The following is a 17927-nucleotide window of genomic DNA, read 5'->3' as shown; positions in this document are numbered from 1 at the left end:
ACAGCACATTAGTTCGGTCCCATATAAAACGATTAGGAGAAGGTCCATGGGTCTGTTTGACAAACTGAAATCACTAGTTTCGGAAGACAAAAGTAGCAGTGGTAGTATTGAAATTATCGCCCCACTATCAGGCGAAATCGTCAATATTGAAGATGTTCCAGACGTTGTGTTCGCAGAGAAAATTGTCGGTGATGGTATCGCCATCAAACCTGCTGGCAATAAAATTGTTGCTCCAGTAGACGGTACAATCGGTAAAATCTTTGAAACCAATCATGCGTTTTCTATTGAGTCAGACGATGGTATTGAACTGTTTGTTCACTTCGGTATTGATACCGTTGAGCTCAAAGGTGAAGGCTTCAAACGTATCGCTGAAGAAGGCCAAGCGGTCAAGAAAGGCGATTTAGTCATTGAATTTGATTTAGCTCTGTTAGAAGAAAAAGCGAAATCCGTTCTGACGCCAGTTGTGATTTCGAACATGGACGAAATCAAAGAATTGAATAAACTGACGGGTTCAGTGACAGTAGGTGAAACTGTCATTATGCGTATCAAGAAATAATTATCGCGCATAATAATTGAAAAACCATCAGGTGGATAACCTGATGGTTTAACTCGTTCTAGCGTTTCCTAATGAAAGTCTTATTTTCATCAAAAAACAACATATTAAGAATCAAAAACACCTGTCGATAAGTAGCGGTCACCCCTATCACAAATAATTGCGACGATCACCGCACCCGGATTTTCTTTCGCCACGCGTAAAGCCCCTGACACCGCACCGCCTGAGCTTACACCACAGAAAATACCTTCAAGCCTCGCGAGGGCTTTCATGGTCTCTTCAGCGTCTTGCTGGTTAACATCCAGTACGCTATCCACAAGCTCGCCATCAAAAATCCCGGGAAGATAACCTGGTGACCAGCGACGAATACCCGGTATTTGGCTTTTTTCAGCAGGCTGCAAACCGACAATATGTACGTCTTTTGATTGCGATTTCAAATAACGACTAACCCCAGTGATAGTGCCGGTTGTTCCCATACTTGAGACAAAATGGGTGACCTTACCGTTCGTTTGCTGCCAAATTTCAGGGCCTGTCGTTTTAAAATGAGCAAGTGGGTTATCTGGGTTATTAAATTGATCTAAGACCTTCCCTTCCCCATTCTTTTCCATCTCTTTCGCGAGATCTCGCGCCCCTTCCATACCGACGGTGGTACTGACCAAAATTAGCTCTGCGCCATAAGCTTGCATTGATGCTTGACGCTCTTTGCTCATGTTTTCAGGCATTAAAAGCTTTAATTTATACCCTTTTACCGCGGCAATCATTGCCAGTGCAATGCCAGTATTGCCACTCGTTGCTTCAATTAATGTATCACCCGGCTTAATTTCACCACGCTTTTCAGCTTCACTGATCATGGAAAAGGCTGCTCTGTCTTTTACAGAGCCAGCAGGATTGTTACCTTCAAGCTTTACCCAAATTTCAGCATCAATCCCTTGCGTCAAACGCTGAAGTTTTACTAATGGGGTGTGACCAATAAATTGTTCCAGAGTTGACACTTTCGCATCCTTATAATTTTTATTTATCGCTTAGAATTAATAGAAATAAGATATTACCCCAATAAACCTATGAGTGAACATGAATTCTCTTCATATTATTATTAGAAAAATAGATTATCTTTATTACCCATAATGATATAGCTAATTGATATATTATATTACAATAAGTTTATAGAATTACCAGCTATATCTCTTATTTTTATGATAAATAAAATGCTTATATATCAGCACATTAAAATAAAAATCAACAAATAACGCCCGTTGCCAATAATCAATTTATGGCGAAATGAAATGATATATAAATGATAAGAATAATAGAAAATAACACCAATAAGGCTTAACTTATCAGTGTTATAAATAGTGAAAAGTTATATTCACGCACTTTGCGCTAATTGGGGAAAAACTAATTCAGTATCACCTTGATATATTTTTACTTCTTGGCTGCCAAGAAAATAATGTTCACCACGATTAGGGATTGCTGTATTTGATTGCCAAATCACAGACAATGGGCCATTCCCCCACCCTATCGGTTGCACTGTCAGTTGCCAAAAATGCCCTCTTGGGCCTGATTCTGTCACTCTAACAGGTAAGCGGTGTCGTGCATCCACTTCAGGCTTCAATGAAATGTCCCATGGGCGTAAGAAAACATCTACCTCACCTTGATGAGCACTGGTATGGTTCAACGAAAATTCATAGCCATCAATCGCTAAAACCGAACCTTTGATCTGTGCGGAAATTTGGTTAACTTCACCCATAAACTCCAATACAAAGCGGGTTTCTGGTCGCTGCCAAATATCATTTGGTGTACCGACCTGCTCAATACGCCCTTGACTCATGACCACAATTCTATCCGCAACTTCCATCGCTTCTTCTTGGTCGTGTGTCACAAACACGCTAGTAAATTTAAGCTCATCATGCAATTGGCGTAACCAACGACGTAGTTCGATACGCACCTGTGCATCTAACGCACCAAAGGGCTCATCTAACAGTAAAATTTGCGGGTCAACGGCAAGTGCTCGCGCTAACGCAACACGCTGTTTTTGTCCCCCTGAAAGTTGCGCAGGAAAACGCGAAGCTAAGTGGGCTAATTGCACCATCTCCAGCAACTGCATCACCTTTTGCTTAATCGCTTGGGATGATGGCCTCTGCTTACGTGGTAACACCGTTAAGCCGAACGCCACATTATCGAATACCGTCATATGGCGAAATAATGCGTAGTGCTGGAAAACAAAACCAACATGCCTGTCTTTCGCGTGAACTTGGCTCACATCTTGCCCGTGAAAACGCAATATGCCTCCACTTTGCTGCTCAAGCCCTGCAATAATTCGTAATAAGGTGGTTTTTCCTGAACCTGAAGGGCCTAATAAGGCCACCATTTCACCCGATGCAATATCCAGTGAAATATCGTTGAGTACTTGGGTTTTCCCAAAGAACTTACCGATTTTTTCAATTTCAATACTCATGTTTAATGGACTCCTGATTCAGACTGCTGACGACTTAAATGCCACTGTAATGCGCTTTTAAGAATTAACGTAATAATGGCCATTAACGCAAGAATAGCCGCAGCGGTAAATGCACCGACCGTGTTGTAATCTTGATGCAATAATTCAACTTGTAACGGCAATGTGTAGGTTTCACCACGGATAGCGCCTGAAACGACCGATACCGCACCAAACTCGCCAATTGCCCGCGCATTGGTCAATACAACGCCGTATAACAGCGCCCAGCGAATATTCGGTAATGTAACGCGCCAAAACATTTTCCAACCTGATGCGCCAAGTAATACTGCGGCTTCATCTTCTTGGCTACCTTGGCTTAACATCAATGGTACCAACTCACGCACCACAAATGGGCAAGTCACAAATATGGTGACTAATGCCATTCCTGGCCATGAAAACATTAATTGGATATCAAAACCTTCAAGCCACCCACCAAGCCAACTGTTTGAGCCATAAAACAGCAGGTATAACAACCCTGCCACCACCGGTGAAACTGCAAAAGGAATGTCAACTAATGTGAGTAATAACTGCCGCCCTGGGAACTGGAAGCGCGTCACTAACCACGCCATCATCGTGCCAAATATCAAATTAACAGGAACCGTAATCAACGCAATTAATACTGTTAATCCAATCGCATGCAGCATATCTGGGTTAGATAAATTAAGCAGAACTTCCCCTAACCCTTTTTGAAAAGCCGTAATAAAAATCCAAATAATTGGGATCACTAACAACAAGATGGCAAAGAAAATACCTGCCGCAATGAGAAGCCATTTCCCCCAATTAATCGGTGACCGCTGGGCAGTTTGTAACGGAGTGATTTGAGCCATTATTTGCCCCCCAATCGCTTACCAAAGCGGCTTTGTACTAAATTGACACTGAATAACAACAGTAGCGAGACAGCTAAAATAACCGATGCAACCGCACTTGCCGCAGGGTAATCAAATTGCTGTAACTGACTGAAAATCATTAAAGAAACCACTTCAGTTTGCCAAGCAATATTTCCTGCGATAAAGATTATTGCACCAAACTCACCGAGACTGCGTGTGAATGACAAAACAGTTCCCGCTAGCAATGCAGGGGAAAGCTCAGGCATGATCACACGGCGAAAAGTTTGCCAGCGACTTGCGCCCAACGTTTGTGCTGCTTCTTCGTATTCTGGCCCCAGTTCTTCCAAGACAGGCTGAACAGTGCGTACCACAAAAGGGATACTGGTAAATGCCATTGCAACGGCAATGCCTAGCCAAGTATTCACCACTTTGATATCAAACTGATGAAGGTATTGACCATACCAACCTGATGTCGCAAATAAGGTCGCCAGTGTTAACCCAGCAACTGCCGTTGGCAATGCAAAGGGCAAATCCACTAAACCGTCTAGTAATGTTCTGCCTGGAAAGCGATAGCGCGTTAAGATCCATGCCAATAACATACCAAATACCGCATTAAATAAGCTTGCCACTAAAGCAGACAACAATGTCACTTTATAAGCCGCAACCACTTGCGGGTAGCTAATCACTGCCCAATATTGTTGCCATGTCATTTCCGACAATTGGATCACTAACGCACTCATAGGTAGCAACAAAATCAAACAGGTATAAAACAAGCTGCTACCTAGCGTCAGGCCAAAGCCCGGCAAAAAACGCTTTCCAGACCGATTCATTAACGGCGCCCTTGTGCCATTAGTTCATCAAACTCCCCTCCCGTTGAGAAATGCACATCCATCACTTTTGGCCAGCTCTCAAATTGGGATTCAACAGTAAATAATTTCGTTTCTGGGAATTTACTTTTGTTCGCTTCCATCACCGCTTTGTCATTCACACGGTAATTAAAGTTAGTAATAATTTCCTGTGCTTGCGGGCTATATAAATAATTTAAATAAGCTTTCGCAACGTCTTCAGTACCATTTTTCTGTACATTCTTGTCCACCCAAGCCACAGGGAACTCGGCCAAAATATCCACTGGCGGGACAATGACTTCGTAATCGGATTCACCGTATTGTGAACGAATATTGTTCACTTCTGACTCAAAACTTATCAGTACATCCCCAAGGCCGCGCTCGATAAATGAGGTTGTCGCACCACGACCGCCTGTATCAAACACTTCCACATTTTTAAGAAACTGCTTCATTTGCTCGCGTGTTTTCGCGGTATCGCCTTTGTTTTCTTGGTTAAATGCACCCCAAGCGGCAAGATAGGTATAACGGCCATTACCAGATGTCTTTGGATTTGGAAAAATCAATTTCACATCGCTACGAACAAGGTCATCCCACGTTTTGATCCCTTTCGGGTTATCTTTTCGCACTAAAAAAGCCATCGTGGAATAATAAGGTGAACTATTATTCGGTAAGCGTGCCTGCCAATCTGCGGGGATCAAATTACCTTTATCATGCAAAATTTGCACATCAGTCACTTGGTTATAGGTCACCACATCTGCTCTTAACCCCTGCAAAATCGCCAAGGCTTGCTTTGATGACCCTGCATGAGATTGCTTGATGGTTAATTTGTCATCGGGATGTGCCTCATTCCACTGTTTTTCAAACGTTGGATTCAGCGCCACAAATAATTCACGAGCAATATCATATGAACTGTTAAGCAGTTCAGCAGCGAATAAATGCGGGCTACCTAATAAAGACACAGTCGCTAAGCTGGCTAAAGCCGTTTTCTTAAAAAAAGTTGTTTTCATGTCATTCCCATTCGTCACTAAACCAAAATATCTGTATGGCTCCACTGTAGCGGTTTTGGTTATAACTGGGTAGTTATCAATCAAGTTTTTATATATCAAATTGGAATAACAAAGAAATAGAGGAAATAAGCACTAGAATTTCATTAACTATCAAATAGCTAAATACATGAACACTGTTCAATTGGAAGTAAAACTAAAGAAAAGGAAATCGCCGCATCCGTGCGGCAAGGAGTCATCTATAGCGCAAGCAAAGTTTCAATAGAAGGCGCGTAGTAATAGCTACCAGAAACCGCTTTAGTCATGCGTAGCAGGTCATCATGTTTACCGTCTTTTTCACCGAACATGCTTAACAGTTGCTGTTCAATATTGTGTAATCTTGCACAATAGGCGATGAAAAATAACCCGTGTTTACCGCTTGCTGTGCCATATGGCAAGCTGTGGCGCATCACAGCAAGCTCTTCACCGTCTTCTTCAATTACTACCCGTGAAACGTGGGAAGTCGCGTTTCGCGCATCTTCATCCAGTTCGACACTGTCTTTCTTCGTGCGGCCAATCATTTTTTCTTGTTCATGTTCAGAAAAACGATCCCACTTTCTTAAATCATGCTCATAACGTTGTACTAAAACGTAGCTTCCGCCTTTATCGTTCCCTTCTTCAATCAAGGTAACTTCGGCAATCTCTTCCCCTTGCGGGTTTTCAGTACCATCGATAAAGCCACTTAAATCGCGGTCTTCAACCCAGCGGAAACCATGAATTTCTTCAACGACATTGATGGACTTACCGAATGCTTTTAGTGCCGCTTGCGCTAATGAAAAGTTAATATCATGGCGTAAGGACTGAATATGAATGAACATATCGCGCTGAGTTGCAGGTGCTAACCCTTTACCTAGTGCTCGAAACGGCTTTAATTCAGGTGCACTGTCTGCACGCCCCATTTGCTTCCATGTATCAGAACCAAACGCAATTACTGCACCGAGACGATCATCAGGGTATTGTGCCTGTAATTTTGTTAAAGCATCGACAAAGTTTTTGCAACCTGCTTTCACTTCATCCAGCGAACCTTCTTGCACCAATGCTTCAATAAAAATACCGAAACGACTGTGTTCTTTCAAAATACCACTTTGAGAATGAGACATACGGTAAACCTCGTAAAATGAATATGTTATCTAACCTATCTGTTATCTAGGACGATATCACTATCGTACCTTATCGTCATCTTCTTCACCTTGTTTTAACGCAAGGCTTTATAGGTTTCGCTCTCTATTATAAGAAAGAAAATTTAACAAAGGGGAAATTTCTTTAAGAAACTTAAGAGAAAAAACATCGGAGAGATAAAAAAATACCGTAAATGATTTAGTCACTTACGATATTTTTTGAAGAAAACTTATTTATGCCAAAGAATTTGAGAGATTTCCCACTCTTTTAGGTCGTTATCTGACGGCATTAAATCTTCAGGGCCTTGCCACTTACCTGTAAAGCGATACACCACTTGGCTAGATTGTGGTGAATTACATTCCACTGTAGGGGTATTATCGACGCGCTCACCTAATCCACACACTCCAAAGGCTTTTTCATAAATATCGCTAAATGGCGTACCGATTTTTGGCCCCCACTCCGTCACAACATTCGGGTCACTCACTACAATTCGTGAGACATAACCATGCTCAGGGCCAATAATTTCAACTTTAACTTTATCGTCATCCATACCTTGGAAAATCGTGACGACCTCGCCATTTTCCATTTGCATCCCATTACGGATGGCATAACGGTTATTCAGTTGTTCTTTAACAGTATCCGCCTGCATGGGGGTAAAATTAGTCACTTGGCCAAGACCAGAGCTGGACACCATTAATGGGCTACTAAACCATGTTGATGGCGAAAAAGCTTTGAACCCCGCACAACCAGATAACATTAATATCGAGCCTAAAAGGGAAACTTTTAATGCCGGGGCTAGCCATGTTTGGCCATTGAGATTTGCATGTTGGGACATATCATCCTCTTTAATTCGTCGCATAATGCATATTGTGACAATCTATTTGCTAAAACATTCAAATCAATGAAGCAACAAATAGCAATTAACTTAGAAATCCGTTTCGTGGGTTAATTTTTTCGAGTAAATCAAGCGCTCAGGCTGTTCTTCTTCATACTGCATTTTTTCAAACATATAGATAGCGGCATCAGATTCTTCGCTAACTAATAATTCAATTCTTCCACACCCACGAGCAATCAATTTCTTTTCAAGGCGGCTCACTAATGCATTTGCGATGCCACGCCCACGATAATCAGGGTGTACAGCAAGATAAACGGCAGTGCCACGGATACCATCATAACCACCCATAATAGTGCCAACAACTTCCCCAGTTACTTCAGCAACTAAAAACAAGTCTGCACCACATTGTAATTTACGTTCGATGTCTAACTCAGGGTCACCTGAGAATTCATTAAGGGAACAGCGCTCCCATAATGTCAGCACCTCTTCATAATCACCTTGGCGGAAGATCCGTATTTCCATAACATTTGCCCGTTTAAACTAATCTTCCTGCCATTATCACTGGTTTTACAACACAATCAATATTCAATATGCCTTTTTTACCTTAAAGGGGTATACTTTAACCATTATTTTTTCCCTTTGGTTTTATTAGAAAACAATGAATTACCCTGATATTGATCGTGTAAAAACCTATTTGCAAAGCTTGCAAGAGTCAATTTGCAAAAAAATCACTGAGCTAGACGGTAAAGAAACTTTTCTAGAACAAACGTGGGAGCGCGCTGAAGGCGGCGGTGGGCGTAGCCGTGTTTTAACAAACGGAGCCCTCTTCGAGCAGGCTGGTGTAAACTTTTCGCACATAAAAGGCGCACAACTACCCGCCTCTGCATCCGCACACCGTCCTGAACTAGCAGGCCGTAGCTACCAAGCGATGGGCGTTTCACTCGTTATTCATCCCTTAAATCCCTATATCCCAACGACTCACGCTAATGTGCGCTTTTTCATTGCCGAAAAAGAGGGAGAGGCCCCCGTTTGGTGGTTTGGTGGTGGATTTGATTTAACGCCATATTATGGTTTCACTGAGGATGTTGTTCATTGGCATACGGTTGCACGCGACTTATGTCTCCCTTTTGGTGAGGATGTTTATCCAAAATATAAGAATTGGTGTGATGAATACTTCTTTTTAAAACATAGAAATGAGCCTCGTGGTGTTGGCGGCTTGTTCTATGACGACCTCAATCAAGGCGGGTTCGATCACTGTTTTAATTTTACCCAAGCTGTCGGTAATGGTTTTTTACATGCTTATGTCCCAATTGTTGAAAAACGCAATGACTATTCATGGGGTGAACGAGAAAGACAATTCCAGTTATATCGTCGTGGCCGCTATGTAGAATTTAATCTTGTTTGGGATAGAGGTACATTATTTGGTTTACAAAGTGGTGGTCGAACTGAGTCGATTTTAATGTCAATGCCCCCTCTTGTTCGCTGGGAGTATGACTATCACCCTGAGCCAAATAGTCCCGAAGAAAAACTCTATACCGATTTTTTAATTTCAGGTAAAGAGTGGTTATCACCTTAATTAATAATATGTACTTATAGAGAAAGGTAGAAAAATGGGCTTTTTACCTTTCTAATAAAATGCAACAGGCATTAATTTAAATCCTTAGATATCATGTAGTTACAATTAAAACATAACCGATTATGATTCCATCTCACCCACTTGAAATGGAGTTATATCATGAGTCATATCCTTGCACGTTCACTATTATCCCCATGTTTAGTTTCTAATATCATTGCTGAAAATGATTCAACTGAGCTTAAATCTACACTATTACATATCAATGATATGATGAGCCGTACCTATACCGATGAAGAAGTCCAGCGCCAACGTAGTTTGCTCTCTCGCTGTGGGATAAGTACTGATAATAGCTATAATCGCGTTATTCGCGATGCACAACAACCTGTTGCACACACCAGCCATAAGCACTCTGAACTTCCTATCTGTCAACTTGATGAACTGTCTGATGAGGAACACATGCTCTATGATGACTATAAAGTTGTGATGAGTGAAGGAGATGCAAAAGCCCCATCCAAACCCGCGGGTCATGTTTTTGATTCAATAGGGACTATTCGCACATTTTTTAAGGAGAAATTAAATATTGGTCAAATGTTTGGCTGTGCTGCTAATATCAATGCGATTATTCATTTTGGAACAAACTACGCCAATGCTTTCTGGGATTCTCAAGCTATTTTCTTTGGGGATGGAGATGGAAAAACTTTTGGTCCATTCTACAATGACATTGACATAATTGCGCACGAACTCGCCCATGGCTACATTAGTTCGGAAGCTAATTTTAACTATATTTTTCAATCTGGCGCACTGAATGAATCTGTTGCTGACGTTATCGGCATCATGGTCAAGCAATTCGTCAACAATGAAAGTGCTAGCACGTCCAATTGGTTGCTCGGGGAAAACCTTTTCATTGATAAAGTGAAAGCCCCTGCCCTTCGGTCTATGTCTAACCCAGGTAGCGCATATTACTTTTCAAAATACAATAAAGACCCACAAGTTGCTCATATGAATGAATACAAAGAGTTATCTCAGACTATTGATAACGGTGGTGTTCATATCAATTCAGGTATTCCAAATCGCGCATTCTACTTATTGGCGACTGAATTAGGCGGTAATACTTGGGATGTTGCTGGAAAAATATGGATTGCAGCGGTTTCCGATCCTAAAATTACATCAAAATCTAACTTCAAACAGTTTGCAACTGCAACAGTGAATAATGCACGTAAACTGTTTGGGGAAAAAGTGGCCTTACAAACACAAAAAAGCTGGGAAGATGTTGGGCTGGTACTCGATAAACTTTAATTGTTCATGGCAAATCAACACATTGAAATGTAATTGATTATCCACTCGTTATTTATATAAAAAAGGCCGATGTTTAAGCGCAGTAAATGCCCAATCATTCAGCCTTATATTGCAGTAAATTTTTAACTAAACCCACACGTTAACGTTTTTTCTTTTTACGACCCGGTTGTGTAAATTTTTTACGTGTAGGGTTTTCAGGTTTAGCTTTCGGCTTACTCCCTGTATTTTGCTTCGTACCATTACCGCTCTTACTGCTTGCCTGTGCCTTTTGTGGTTTTTTCGGCTTAATATCAGACTCTGATTTTTCCATCATATCAAATAGTTCGATAAGCTCATCGTCAGTTAAATCTCGCCATTCACCAACGGGTATCCCTGCCAATCCCACATTCATAATACGAATACGTTCAAGTTTAGTGACTTCAAAACCAAAGTGTTCGCACATGCGGCGGATTTGGCGGTTAAGCCCTTGCACAAGGGTAATACGAAAAACAAATGGCGCTTCTTTTTTGACCTTACATTTTTTGGTCATTGTGCCAAGTATAGGAACACCGGCTCCCATACCGCGGATAAACTCATCAGTAACGGGTTTATTGACCGTCACAAGGTACTCTTTCTCATGTGAGTTGCCTGCACGCAAAATTTTATTGACCAGATCGCCATGATTGGTTAAAAAAATCAGCCCTTGTGAGTCCTTATCTAACCGCCCAATCGGGAATATACGCGTACTGTGGTTCACATAATCAACAATATTATCTTTCTCACCACTTTCTGTCGTACTGACGATCCCCACCGGTTTATTGAGAGCAATAAGAATTAAGTCATCTTCATTACGCGCTTCAATCAGTTGACCATTTACTTTAACAACATCACCCGCAAAAACTTGGTCACCGATGCCTGCACGTTTCCCGTTGATAAATACATTACCTTGCTCAATATAACGGTCGGCTTCGCGCCTTGAGCAAATACCACTTTCGCTAATATATTTGTTAAGACGTGTAGAAGAACGAGTATCCATAAATTCCCTCAATCAGTTATGCCCCGCCGACACCATTATTATGAGTTATTGGCCACACGGATTTGCACTTGAATCACTAAAATTGTCAAAAGATCATATAACAAAAAGCCGTAACAGGTTGATGTGTTACGGCTTTAACGTCTATTAAGGCTAAAAATGCCTTAATGACAAACTAACGTTTTTTCAAATGCTGCATCAAACGCTTACGTTTACGTAATTGTGTTGCTGTCAGCTTGTTTTTCTTATCCGCATAAGGGTTTTCACCCTCTTTAAACAGAATACGAATTGGTGTTCCCATCACTTGTAATGAACGACGGAAATAGTTCATCAAATAACGTTTATAGCTATCTGGCAAGTCAGACACTTGGTTACCGTGGATCACTACAATCGGTGGATTATGCCCCCCTGCGTGAGCATATTTCATTTTCACGCGACGGCCACGGATCAACGGTGGTTGGTGCTCATCTTCTGCCATTTTCATAATACGGGTCAGCAATGCCGTACCAACGCGACGGGTAGCTGATTCATAGGCTTCTTGAACAGATTCAAATAAGTTGCCCACCCCGCTGCCATGTAGTGCAGAAATAAAGTGAATACGTGCAAAATCAACAAAACCAAGACGTAGCTCAAGCATATCTTTTACGTGTTCGCGATCTTCCGGCTTCATGCCATCCCATTTATTGACCGCAATGACCAATGAACGCCCCGCATTCAGGATAAAGCCCAGTAACGATAAGTCTTGGTCAGAAATACCTTCACGCGCATCGATAACTAATAAAACTACGTTGGCATCTTCAATGGCTTGCAACGTTTTGATGACAGAGAACTTTTCAACCGTTTCAGTGACTTTACCGCGTTTACGTACCCCTGCTGTATCAATGAGGATATATTCGCGCTCATCACGTTCCATTGGAATATAGATACTGTCACGGGTAGTACCAGGCATGTCGAATACAACCACACGCTCTTCACCCAAAATACGGTTTGTTAACGTTGATTTACCCACATTAGGGCGGCCAACAATCGCTAATTTAATCGGTAGTGTTGTTGGGTCGAAATCATCTTCTTCGTCTTCAGCAAGCTCACCTTCGGCTTCTAGTTCAGCCCAGTATGCCGCATTCTCTTCTTCTTCCGTTAACTCAACTTCTTCTTCATCTTCGCCAATAAATGGTTTCAATGATTGTTCGATTAATTGAGTGACACCACGGCCGTGGGAGGCAGCGATAGGATGAATTTCACCTAAGCCAAGGGAATAGAAATCACCAATTGCTGTGGTAACATCAATACCATCGGTTTTATTGGCAACTAAATAGGTTTTTTTCTTACGGCTGCGTAAGTGTTTAGCGATGCCTTCATCCGCAGGCATTAAGCCTGAGCGCGCATCAACCATAAAGAGTACGATGTCTGCTTCTTCAATAGCTTGCAAGGACTGCGCTGCCATGTGTGTTTCCACACCTTCTTCAGTCCCATCGATACCACCCGTGTCGATAATAATGAATTCATGCCCTTCAACTTCGGCACGCCCATATTTACGGTCACGAGTCAGACCAGGAAAGTCCGCTACTAATGCGTCACGGGTACGGGTTAAACGGTTAAATAACGTGGATTTTCCTACGTTTGGACGCCCTACCAGCGCTACGACGGGTATCATTCTTAGATGCCTCACAACTTTAATTAACTAAGGAATTCTGAGGCTTAAACTCAGAAAACAAAAAAACGAAACGGTCCCTGTTATCAGGAACCGTTTATTTTATCGGTAAAATGGCGGTTTGTCAGGAAATTAACGCGTTAACAGATAAACTGTTCCGTTTTTCGCCTGAACCATGAGTTTATCACTCGCCACTACTGGGCGTGCATGAATACCTGAGCTATTCAATTTGTTTTGTGCAACAAAGCCCCCAGTGTTCATATCCAACCAGTGTAAATAACCTTCTTTATCACCGACAACAAGGTAACCATTATACATTTCTGGTGCAGATAACCCACGGTTTAGCAGTTCTTCTTGCGTCCATAAGGTAACACCATCACTTTTACGTACAGATAACACGCGATCATTTTGGTCTACCAGATATAAGTTTTCACCGGATAAAACCATGTTGTTTACAGAGCCTAATTCGCGTTTCCACAGAATTTGCCCTGAGCGCATATCTAACGCAGCTAATGTACCATTGTATGCAATCGCATACACTTTGCCATCATCAATGATTGGTGACATATCCACATCATTCAAGCGACCGATTTCAGTTGAGCTGGTCACTTGAGAAATACGTTGCTGCCAAATCAGTTGGCCTTGGGATAATAACACCGCGCTGACACGACCGTTATCACCACCCACAATTGCGGCACCAAAGGCCACCGCAGGGGCTGACTCACCGCGTAAAGACAGCGATGGCGTATCCATGTTTACGGTCCATTTGATTTCGCCGCTGTTCGCATCTAACGCCTGTAATTGGCCATTACTGGTGTGAACCATTACTAAGTCGTTGCTAACAGTTGGTTTAGACAGAGCCTCACCTGCGACTTCGACATCCCAAACGACTTGTCCATCGTCTTTGTTCAACGCAATCACTGTACCGCGTTCGGTACCAATAAAGATTTTGTCACCATCAATGGTTAAACCACCAGACAGCAGCGCAGACAAATTAGCAGAAAGGAAGCCAGTACGCTTAGAGAGATCAACAGACCAAATTTCTTTACCGCTATCGAGCTCTAATGCTTTCACTAAACCTTTACGATCAGCCGCATAGACCGCTGAACCATCCCAAACAGGGGCTAATTCAGAGTAAAATTGTTCAACACCGTTACCAACAGATTTATCCCAAACAATTGATGGGGTAAATTGATTCTCAACCTGTGGAAGTGGCGCCATAATGATAGAATCAGTTTCGCTGGAACAACCGGCAAGTAAAGCTGAAGCGACGAGGCCTATCAAAAGAGTTTTGCGCAACTGCATGTTTGTCGTTTCCTTTCTTCTTATGAATTAGATACGTTGTTCAATTTCAGAGTCAAAATACCTCTAAGAGATTGAGAACCTTCACTTTCTAACCCCTGTGCGTAAGCTGCTTTCGCACCAGCTTTATCGCCCTTATGGAGTAAGGCATCACCACGGACATCCTGTGCCGTTGCTTGCCATGACTTACCTTTAATGTTCGCTACAGACGCGATTGCCGCATCAGCGTTACCTTGTGCAAGTTGCACTCGCGCTAAACGTAGATTGATAAGGTCTTGCATATCAACCGTTTTTGCTTTTGCTAGTGCGTTGCTTAATGCTGTTTGTGCATTCGCCAAATCACCTTTATCGACCGCGATTTGTGCGAGTTCCAGCCCCATCATGGCACTGTAAACATCATCTGTTTCAGCCGCAAATTTTTGTGCAGCAATAACACCCTGCTCTGAACCTGAGCGTAATTGGGTATTGATGGTTTCATATTTTTGCGCGCTTTCTTGTAGGACATTGACTTTATGGGACTGCCAATAGTTCCAACCGAATACCCCACCCACACCAATGACGAGACCAATGACTAATGGCGCGCCATAATTCGCGAAAAAGCGTTTAATCGCGTCAACTTGATCATTTTCGTTTGTATAGACTTCCACTTGTCTCTCCTTAACCTAATAGCTCAGTGATACGTGATGCCATTAGTTGCTGTGAAATGGTTTCTTGCTCGCCAGTACGCAAATCTTTTAGGGTAACTTGGCTATTATTAATTTCATCTTCCCCCAAGATCAACGCAATTTTAGCGCCTTGCTTATCGGCTCTTGCTAACTGTTTCTTGAAGTTTCCGCCACCGTGGTTAGTCATTAACCGCAGCGTAGGTAATTCGTCACGCACTTTTTCTGCAACCAACAGCGCAGCTTGCTGGCTGTTGTCACCAAATGAGGCCAAGTAGACATCAGCAACTGAGGTGTCTGCTGTAAATTCAGGGTTTACTTCCTGAACTAATAACACCATGCGTTCCATGCCCATCGCAAAACCAACCGCTGGTGTTCCACGACCGCCCAACTGTTCAACGAGGCCATCATAACGGCCACCAGCACACACCGTACCTTGTGAGCCTAAGGCTGTCGTTACCCACTCGAAAACAGTGCGATTATAGTAGTCAAGACCACGGACCAAACGCTGATTAACACGGTATTTAACCCCCGCATTATCCAATAATTTGCATAAGCCATCAAAGTGCTCACGTGATTCGACATCTAGGTAGTCAAACAGTTCCGGCGCATCGTTCAATAAAGTTTGAACATCTTGATTTTTGGAATCCAAAACGCGTAATGGATTAGTGTACATACGGCGTTTGCAGTCTTCATCCAACTTGTCTTTGTGTTGCTCTAAGAATGCCACTAATGCTTCGCGGTAATTGGCACGCGCCTCTAAAGAACCAATAGAGTTCAGCTCTAATGTCACATGTTCGCTAATCCCTAACGCTTTCCACCAGCGCGCAGTCATCAGAATAACTTCCGCATCGATATCTGGACCTGCTAAACCAAACACTTCAGCACCTAGTTGGTGGAATTGGCGATAGCGGCCTTTTTGTGGGCGCTCATAACGAAACATTGGCCCTAAATACCATAAACGCTGTTCCTGATTGTACAGCAGGCCATGCTCAATACCTGCACGGACGCAACCAGCGGTATTTTCAGGGCGTAATGTCAGACTTTCCTCGTTGCGGTCGTTGAAGGTATACATTTCTTTTTCAACAACGTCCGTCACTTCACCAATCGCTCTGCGAAATAGCGGGGTCTGCTCTACAATCGGGGTACGAATTTCACTAAAACCATAACCCTGTAAAATATTTTTTAATGTTGCTTCGATTTTCTGCCATACGCGTGTATCAGCTGGCAAGTAATCATTCATGCCGCGAATGGCTTGGATATTTTTTCCCACGTTCTTTCTCTATTTTCAGAATTACATTAGTTTGATTATAAGAGCGAAATATCATCAGGTTCAATCAACAAACAACAAATCCTGATACGAATCGAGATTTATCCGTTGATTTGCACAGTACTTAACCGATTTCGACTGCAAACACAGATAATAATTTGAATTGTGCACTAAAAATTTCAAGCTACAACAAATAACGGTGTAGCTTGAAGTTATATGAGCAAATTTAGTTCTTTAAATTAATCTCAATTCGATTGCTTTCGTCCATCATGGCAGCTTTAGCGCGAATTTTCGCTTCTAATTGGTCGATAATTTTATCATTATCAAAGCGTTCTTTTTGGCGCTTGCCATCTTCATAAAAACCGCTTTTGGTTTTAGCACCTGCAACGCCTAACGTTGAAACTTCGGCTTCACCAGGACCATTGACCACACAGCCTATAATCGAGACATCCATTGGCGTGATCAAGTCTTCTAAACGCTGCTCGAGTTCATTCACCGTGCCAATCACATCAAATTCTTGACGTGAACAGGTTGGGCACGCAATAAAGTTAATGCCGCGTGAACGAATACGCAGTGATTTGAGGATATCAAACCCAACTTTAATTTCTTCGACTGGATCTGCTGCTAAGGAGATACGTAAGGTATCGCCAATGCCTTCAGACAGTAACATGCCAAGGCCGATAGCGGATTTAACTGAACCCGCACGCGCGCCCCCCGCTTCGGTGATCCCTAAGTGCAAAGGTTGGTCAATTTTATTCGCCAGCAAACGGTACGAACCGACAGCTAAAAATACATCAGAGGCTTTAACGCTGACTTTAAATTGATCAAAGTTCAGTCTATCCAAGATATCAACATGGCGCATCGCCGATTCCACTAGCGCTTCAGGCGTTGGCTCGCGATACTTTTCTTGAATATCTTTTTCCAATGAACCGCCATTCACACCTATACGAATAGGAATGCCATAATGACGTGCACAATCAACAACCTGGCGGATACGTTCTTCACTACCAATATTGCCTGGGTTAATTCGTAAGCAGTCCACGCCGTATTCAGCGACTTTCAACGCAATACGGTAGTCAAAGTGAATATCTGCCACTAATGGCAAGTTAACTTGCTGTTTAATCAGTTTAAAGGCTTCCGCTGCATCCATCGTCGGAACAGAAACACGCACAATATCAGCCCCAACACGCTCGAGGGCTTTGATTTGGCGGACAGTGGCTTCGACATCTGTAGTGCGGGTGTTAGTCATTGACTGAACAGCGATAGGGGCACCGTCGCCTATTGGCACGCTACCTACATTGATACGGGTGGATTTGCGTCTTTTTATCGGTGATTCGTTATGCATTTTTCTTTAATTCTCCGAACGTCCATGTGCTCTTTGTTACCGTGGTATAGTGTTAACTATTGCTTCTATGCGTTCCACTATACACAAGAAAGCAAACTAT

At 42.5% G+C, this 17927-nt stretch carries 17 protein-coding genes; 3 read left to right on the top strand and 14 right to left on the bottom strand.

What is annotated here, in order from left to right; genetic code table 11:
- The first annotated feature begins 46 nt into the window (after nucleotides 1-46).
- A complete protein-coding gene (crr, locus tag J6836_RS04025) occupies nucleotides 47-556 on the top strand; it encodes a PTS glucose transporter subunit IIA (protein WP_206082435.1) in 510 nt (169 codons plus the stop codon).
- 104 nt (nucleotides 557-660) lie between these two features.
- Here crr and cysM read toward each other — a convergent pair whose 3' ends face one another.
- The 8 genes from cysM to J6836_RS03985 form a co-directional block, all read right to left on the bottom strand.
- Nucleotides 661-1545, bottom strand: a complete 885-nt coding sequence (gene cysM / locus J6836_RS04020) for a cysteine synthase CysM (protein WP_219247060.1) — start codon at nucleotides 1543-1545, stop codon at nucleotides 661-663.
- A 374-nt stretch (nucleotides 1546-1919) separates the two neighbouring features.
- Nucleotides 1920-3008, bottom strand: coding sequence for a sulfate/thiosulfate ABC transporter ATP-binding protein CysA (gene cysA / locus J6836_RS04015; protein WP_219247059.1), 1089 nt, complete (start codon nucleotides 3006-3008; stop codon nucleotides 1920-1922).
- Nucleotides 3009-3010: 2 nt separating this feature from the next.
- On the bottom strand, nucleotides 3011-3871 hold the full coding sequence (gene cysW / locus J6836_RS04010; RefSeq protein ID WP_219247057.1) for a sulfate/thiosulfate ABC transporter permease CysW: 861 nt from the start codon (nucleotides 3869-3871) through the stop codon (nucleotides 3011-3013).
- Nucleotides 3871-4701 carry a sulfate/thiosulfate ABC transporter permease CysT gene (cysT, locus tag J6836_RS04005; RefSeq protein WP_219247055.1) on the bottom strand — a complete coding sequence of 277 codons (831 nt, stop codon included), beginning with the start codon at nucleotides 4699-4701 and terminating at the stop codon, nucleotides 3871-3873. The genes cysW and cysT overlap by 1 nt, the downstream gene beginning before the upstream one ends.
- Nucleotides 4701-5723 (bottom strand): sulfate ABC transporter substrate-binding protein, encoded by a 1023-nt coding sequence (locus J6836_RS04000; protein WP_219247053.1) that lies wholly within the window; start codon nucleotides 5721-5723, stop codon nucleotides 4701-4703. Before J6836_RS04000 ends, cysT begins: the two co-directional genes overlap by 1 nt.
- 236 nt (nucleotides 5724-5959) lie before the next feature.
- Nucleotides 5960-6859, bottom strand: coding sequence for a Dyp-type peroxidase (locus tag J6836_RS03995; RefSeq protein ID WP_219247051.1), 900 nt, complete (start codon nucleotides 6857-6859; stop codon nucleotides 5960-5962).
- Between the two features lie 248 nt (nucleotides 6860-7107).
- Nucleotides 7108-7713 carry an RpoE-regulated lipoprotein gene (locus J6836_RS03990; RefSeq protein ID WP_219247048.1) on the bottom strand — a complete coding sequence of 202 codons (606 nt, stop codon included), beginning with the start codon at nucleotides 7711-7713 and terminating at the stop codon, nucleotides 7108-7110.
- A 90-nt stretch (nucleotides 7714-7803) separates the two neighbouring features.
- Nucleotides 7804-8235, bottom strand: coding sequence for a GNAT family acetyltransferase (locus J6836_RS03985; protein ID WP_047756418.1), 432 nt, complete (start codon nucleotides 8233-8235; stop codon nucleotides 7804-7806).
- Between the two features lie 136 nt (nucleotides 8236-8371).
- Here J6836_RS03985 and hemF point away from each other — a divergent pair, with 136 nt between their 5' ends.
- Together hemF and J6836_RS03975 are read left to right on the top strand one after the other, a co-directional pair.
- Nucleotides 8372-9289 carry an oxygen-dependent coproporphyrinogen oxidase gene (hemF, locus tag J6836_RS03980; RefSeq protein WP_219247046.1) on the top strand — a complete coding sequence of 306 codons (918 nt, stop codon included), beginning with the start codon at nucleotides 8372-8374 and terminating at the stop codon, nucleotides 9287-9289.
- A gap of 159 nt (nucleotides 9290-9448) precedes the next feature.
- Entirely contained in the window at nucleotides 9449-10585 is a 1137-nt protein-coding gene (locus J6836_RS03975; RefSeq protein WP_219247043.1) for a M4 family metallopeptidase, read from the top strand.
- Nucleotides 10586-10724: 139 nt separating this feature from the next.
- Here the strand turns inward: J6836_RS03975 and rluF are convergent, their stop codons facing one another.
- The 6 genes from rluF to ispG all read right to left on the bottom strand — a co-directional run bounded on the left by rluF (nucleotide 10725) and on the right by ispG (nucleotide 17827).
- Nucleotides 10725-11600, bottom strand: a complete 876-nt coding sequence (gene rluF / locus J6836_RS03970) for a 23S rRNA pseudouridine(2604) synthase RluF (RefSeq protein WP_219247041.1) — start codon at nucleotides 11598-11600, stop codon at nucleotides 10725-10727.
- A 172-nt stretch (nucleotides 11601-11772) separates the two neighbouring features.
- Nucleotides 11773-13251, bottom strand: coding sequence for a ribosome biogenesis GTPase Der (gene der, locus J6836_RS03965; RefSeq protein ID WP_219247039.1), 1479 nt, complete (start codon nucleotides 13249-13251; stop codon nucleotides 11773-11775).
- Between the two features lie 129 nt (nucleotides 13252-13380).
- Complete coding sequence (gene bamB, locus J6836_RS03960; RefSeq protein WP_219247037.1) at nucleotides 13381-14553, bottom strand: outer membrane protein assembly factor BamB; 1173 nt, start codon at nucleotides 14551-14553, stop codon at nucleotides 13381-13383.
- A gap of 20 nt (nucleotides 14554-14573) precedes the next feature.
- Complete coding sequence (locus J6836_RS03955) at nucleotides 14574-15197, bottom strand: YfgM family protein (protein WP_219247035.1); 624 nt, start codon at nucleotides 15195-15197, stop codon at nucleotides 14574-14576.
- A 10-nt stretch (nucleotides 15198-15207) separates the two neighbouring features.
- Nucleotides 15208-16485, bottom strand: coding sequence for a histidine--tRNA ligase (gene hisS, locus J6836_RS03950; protein ID WP_219247033.1), 1278 nt, complete (start codon nucleotides 16483-16485; stop codon nucleotides 15208-15210).
- Nucleotides 16486-16708: 223 nt separating this feature from the next.
- Nucleotides 16709-17827: a flavodoxin-dependent (E)-4-hydroxy-3-methylbut-2-enyl-diphosphate synthase gene (gene ispG, locus J6836_RS03945; RefSeq protein WP_219247031.1), complete on the bottom strand. Its 1119-nt coding sequence runs from the start codon at nucleotides 17825-17827 to the stop codon at nucleotides 16709-16711.
- Nucleotides 17828-17927: the final 100 nt, after the last annotated feature.

Origin of the sequence: Providencia sp. R33 (assembly GCF_019343475.1) — a bacterium.
Lineage (GTDB): Bacteria > Pseudomonadota > Gammaproteobacteria > Enterobacterales > Enterobacteriaceae > Providencia.
Note: the sequence above shows the minus strand (reverse complement) of the source record. Positions and strands in the feature narration are given on the sequence as shown.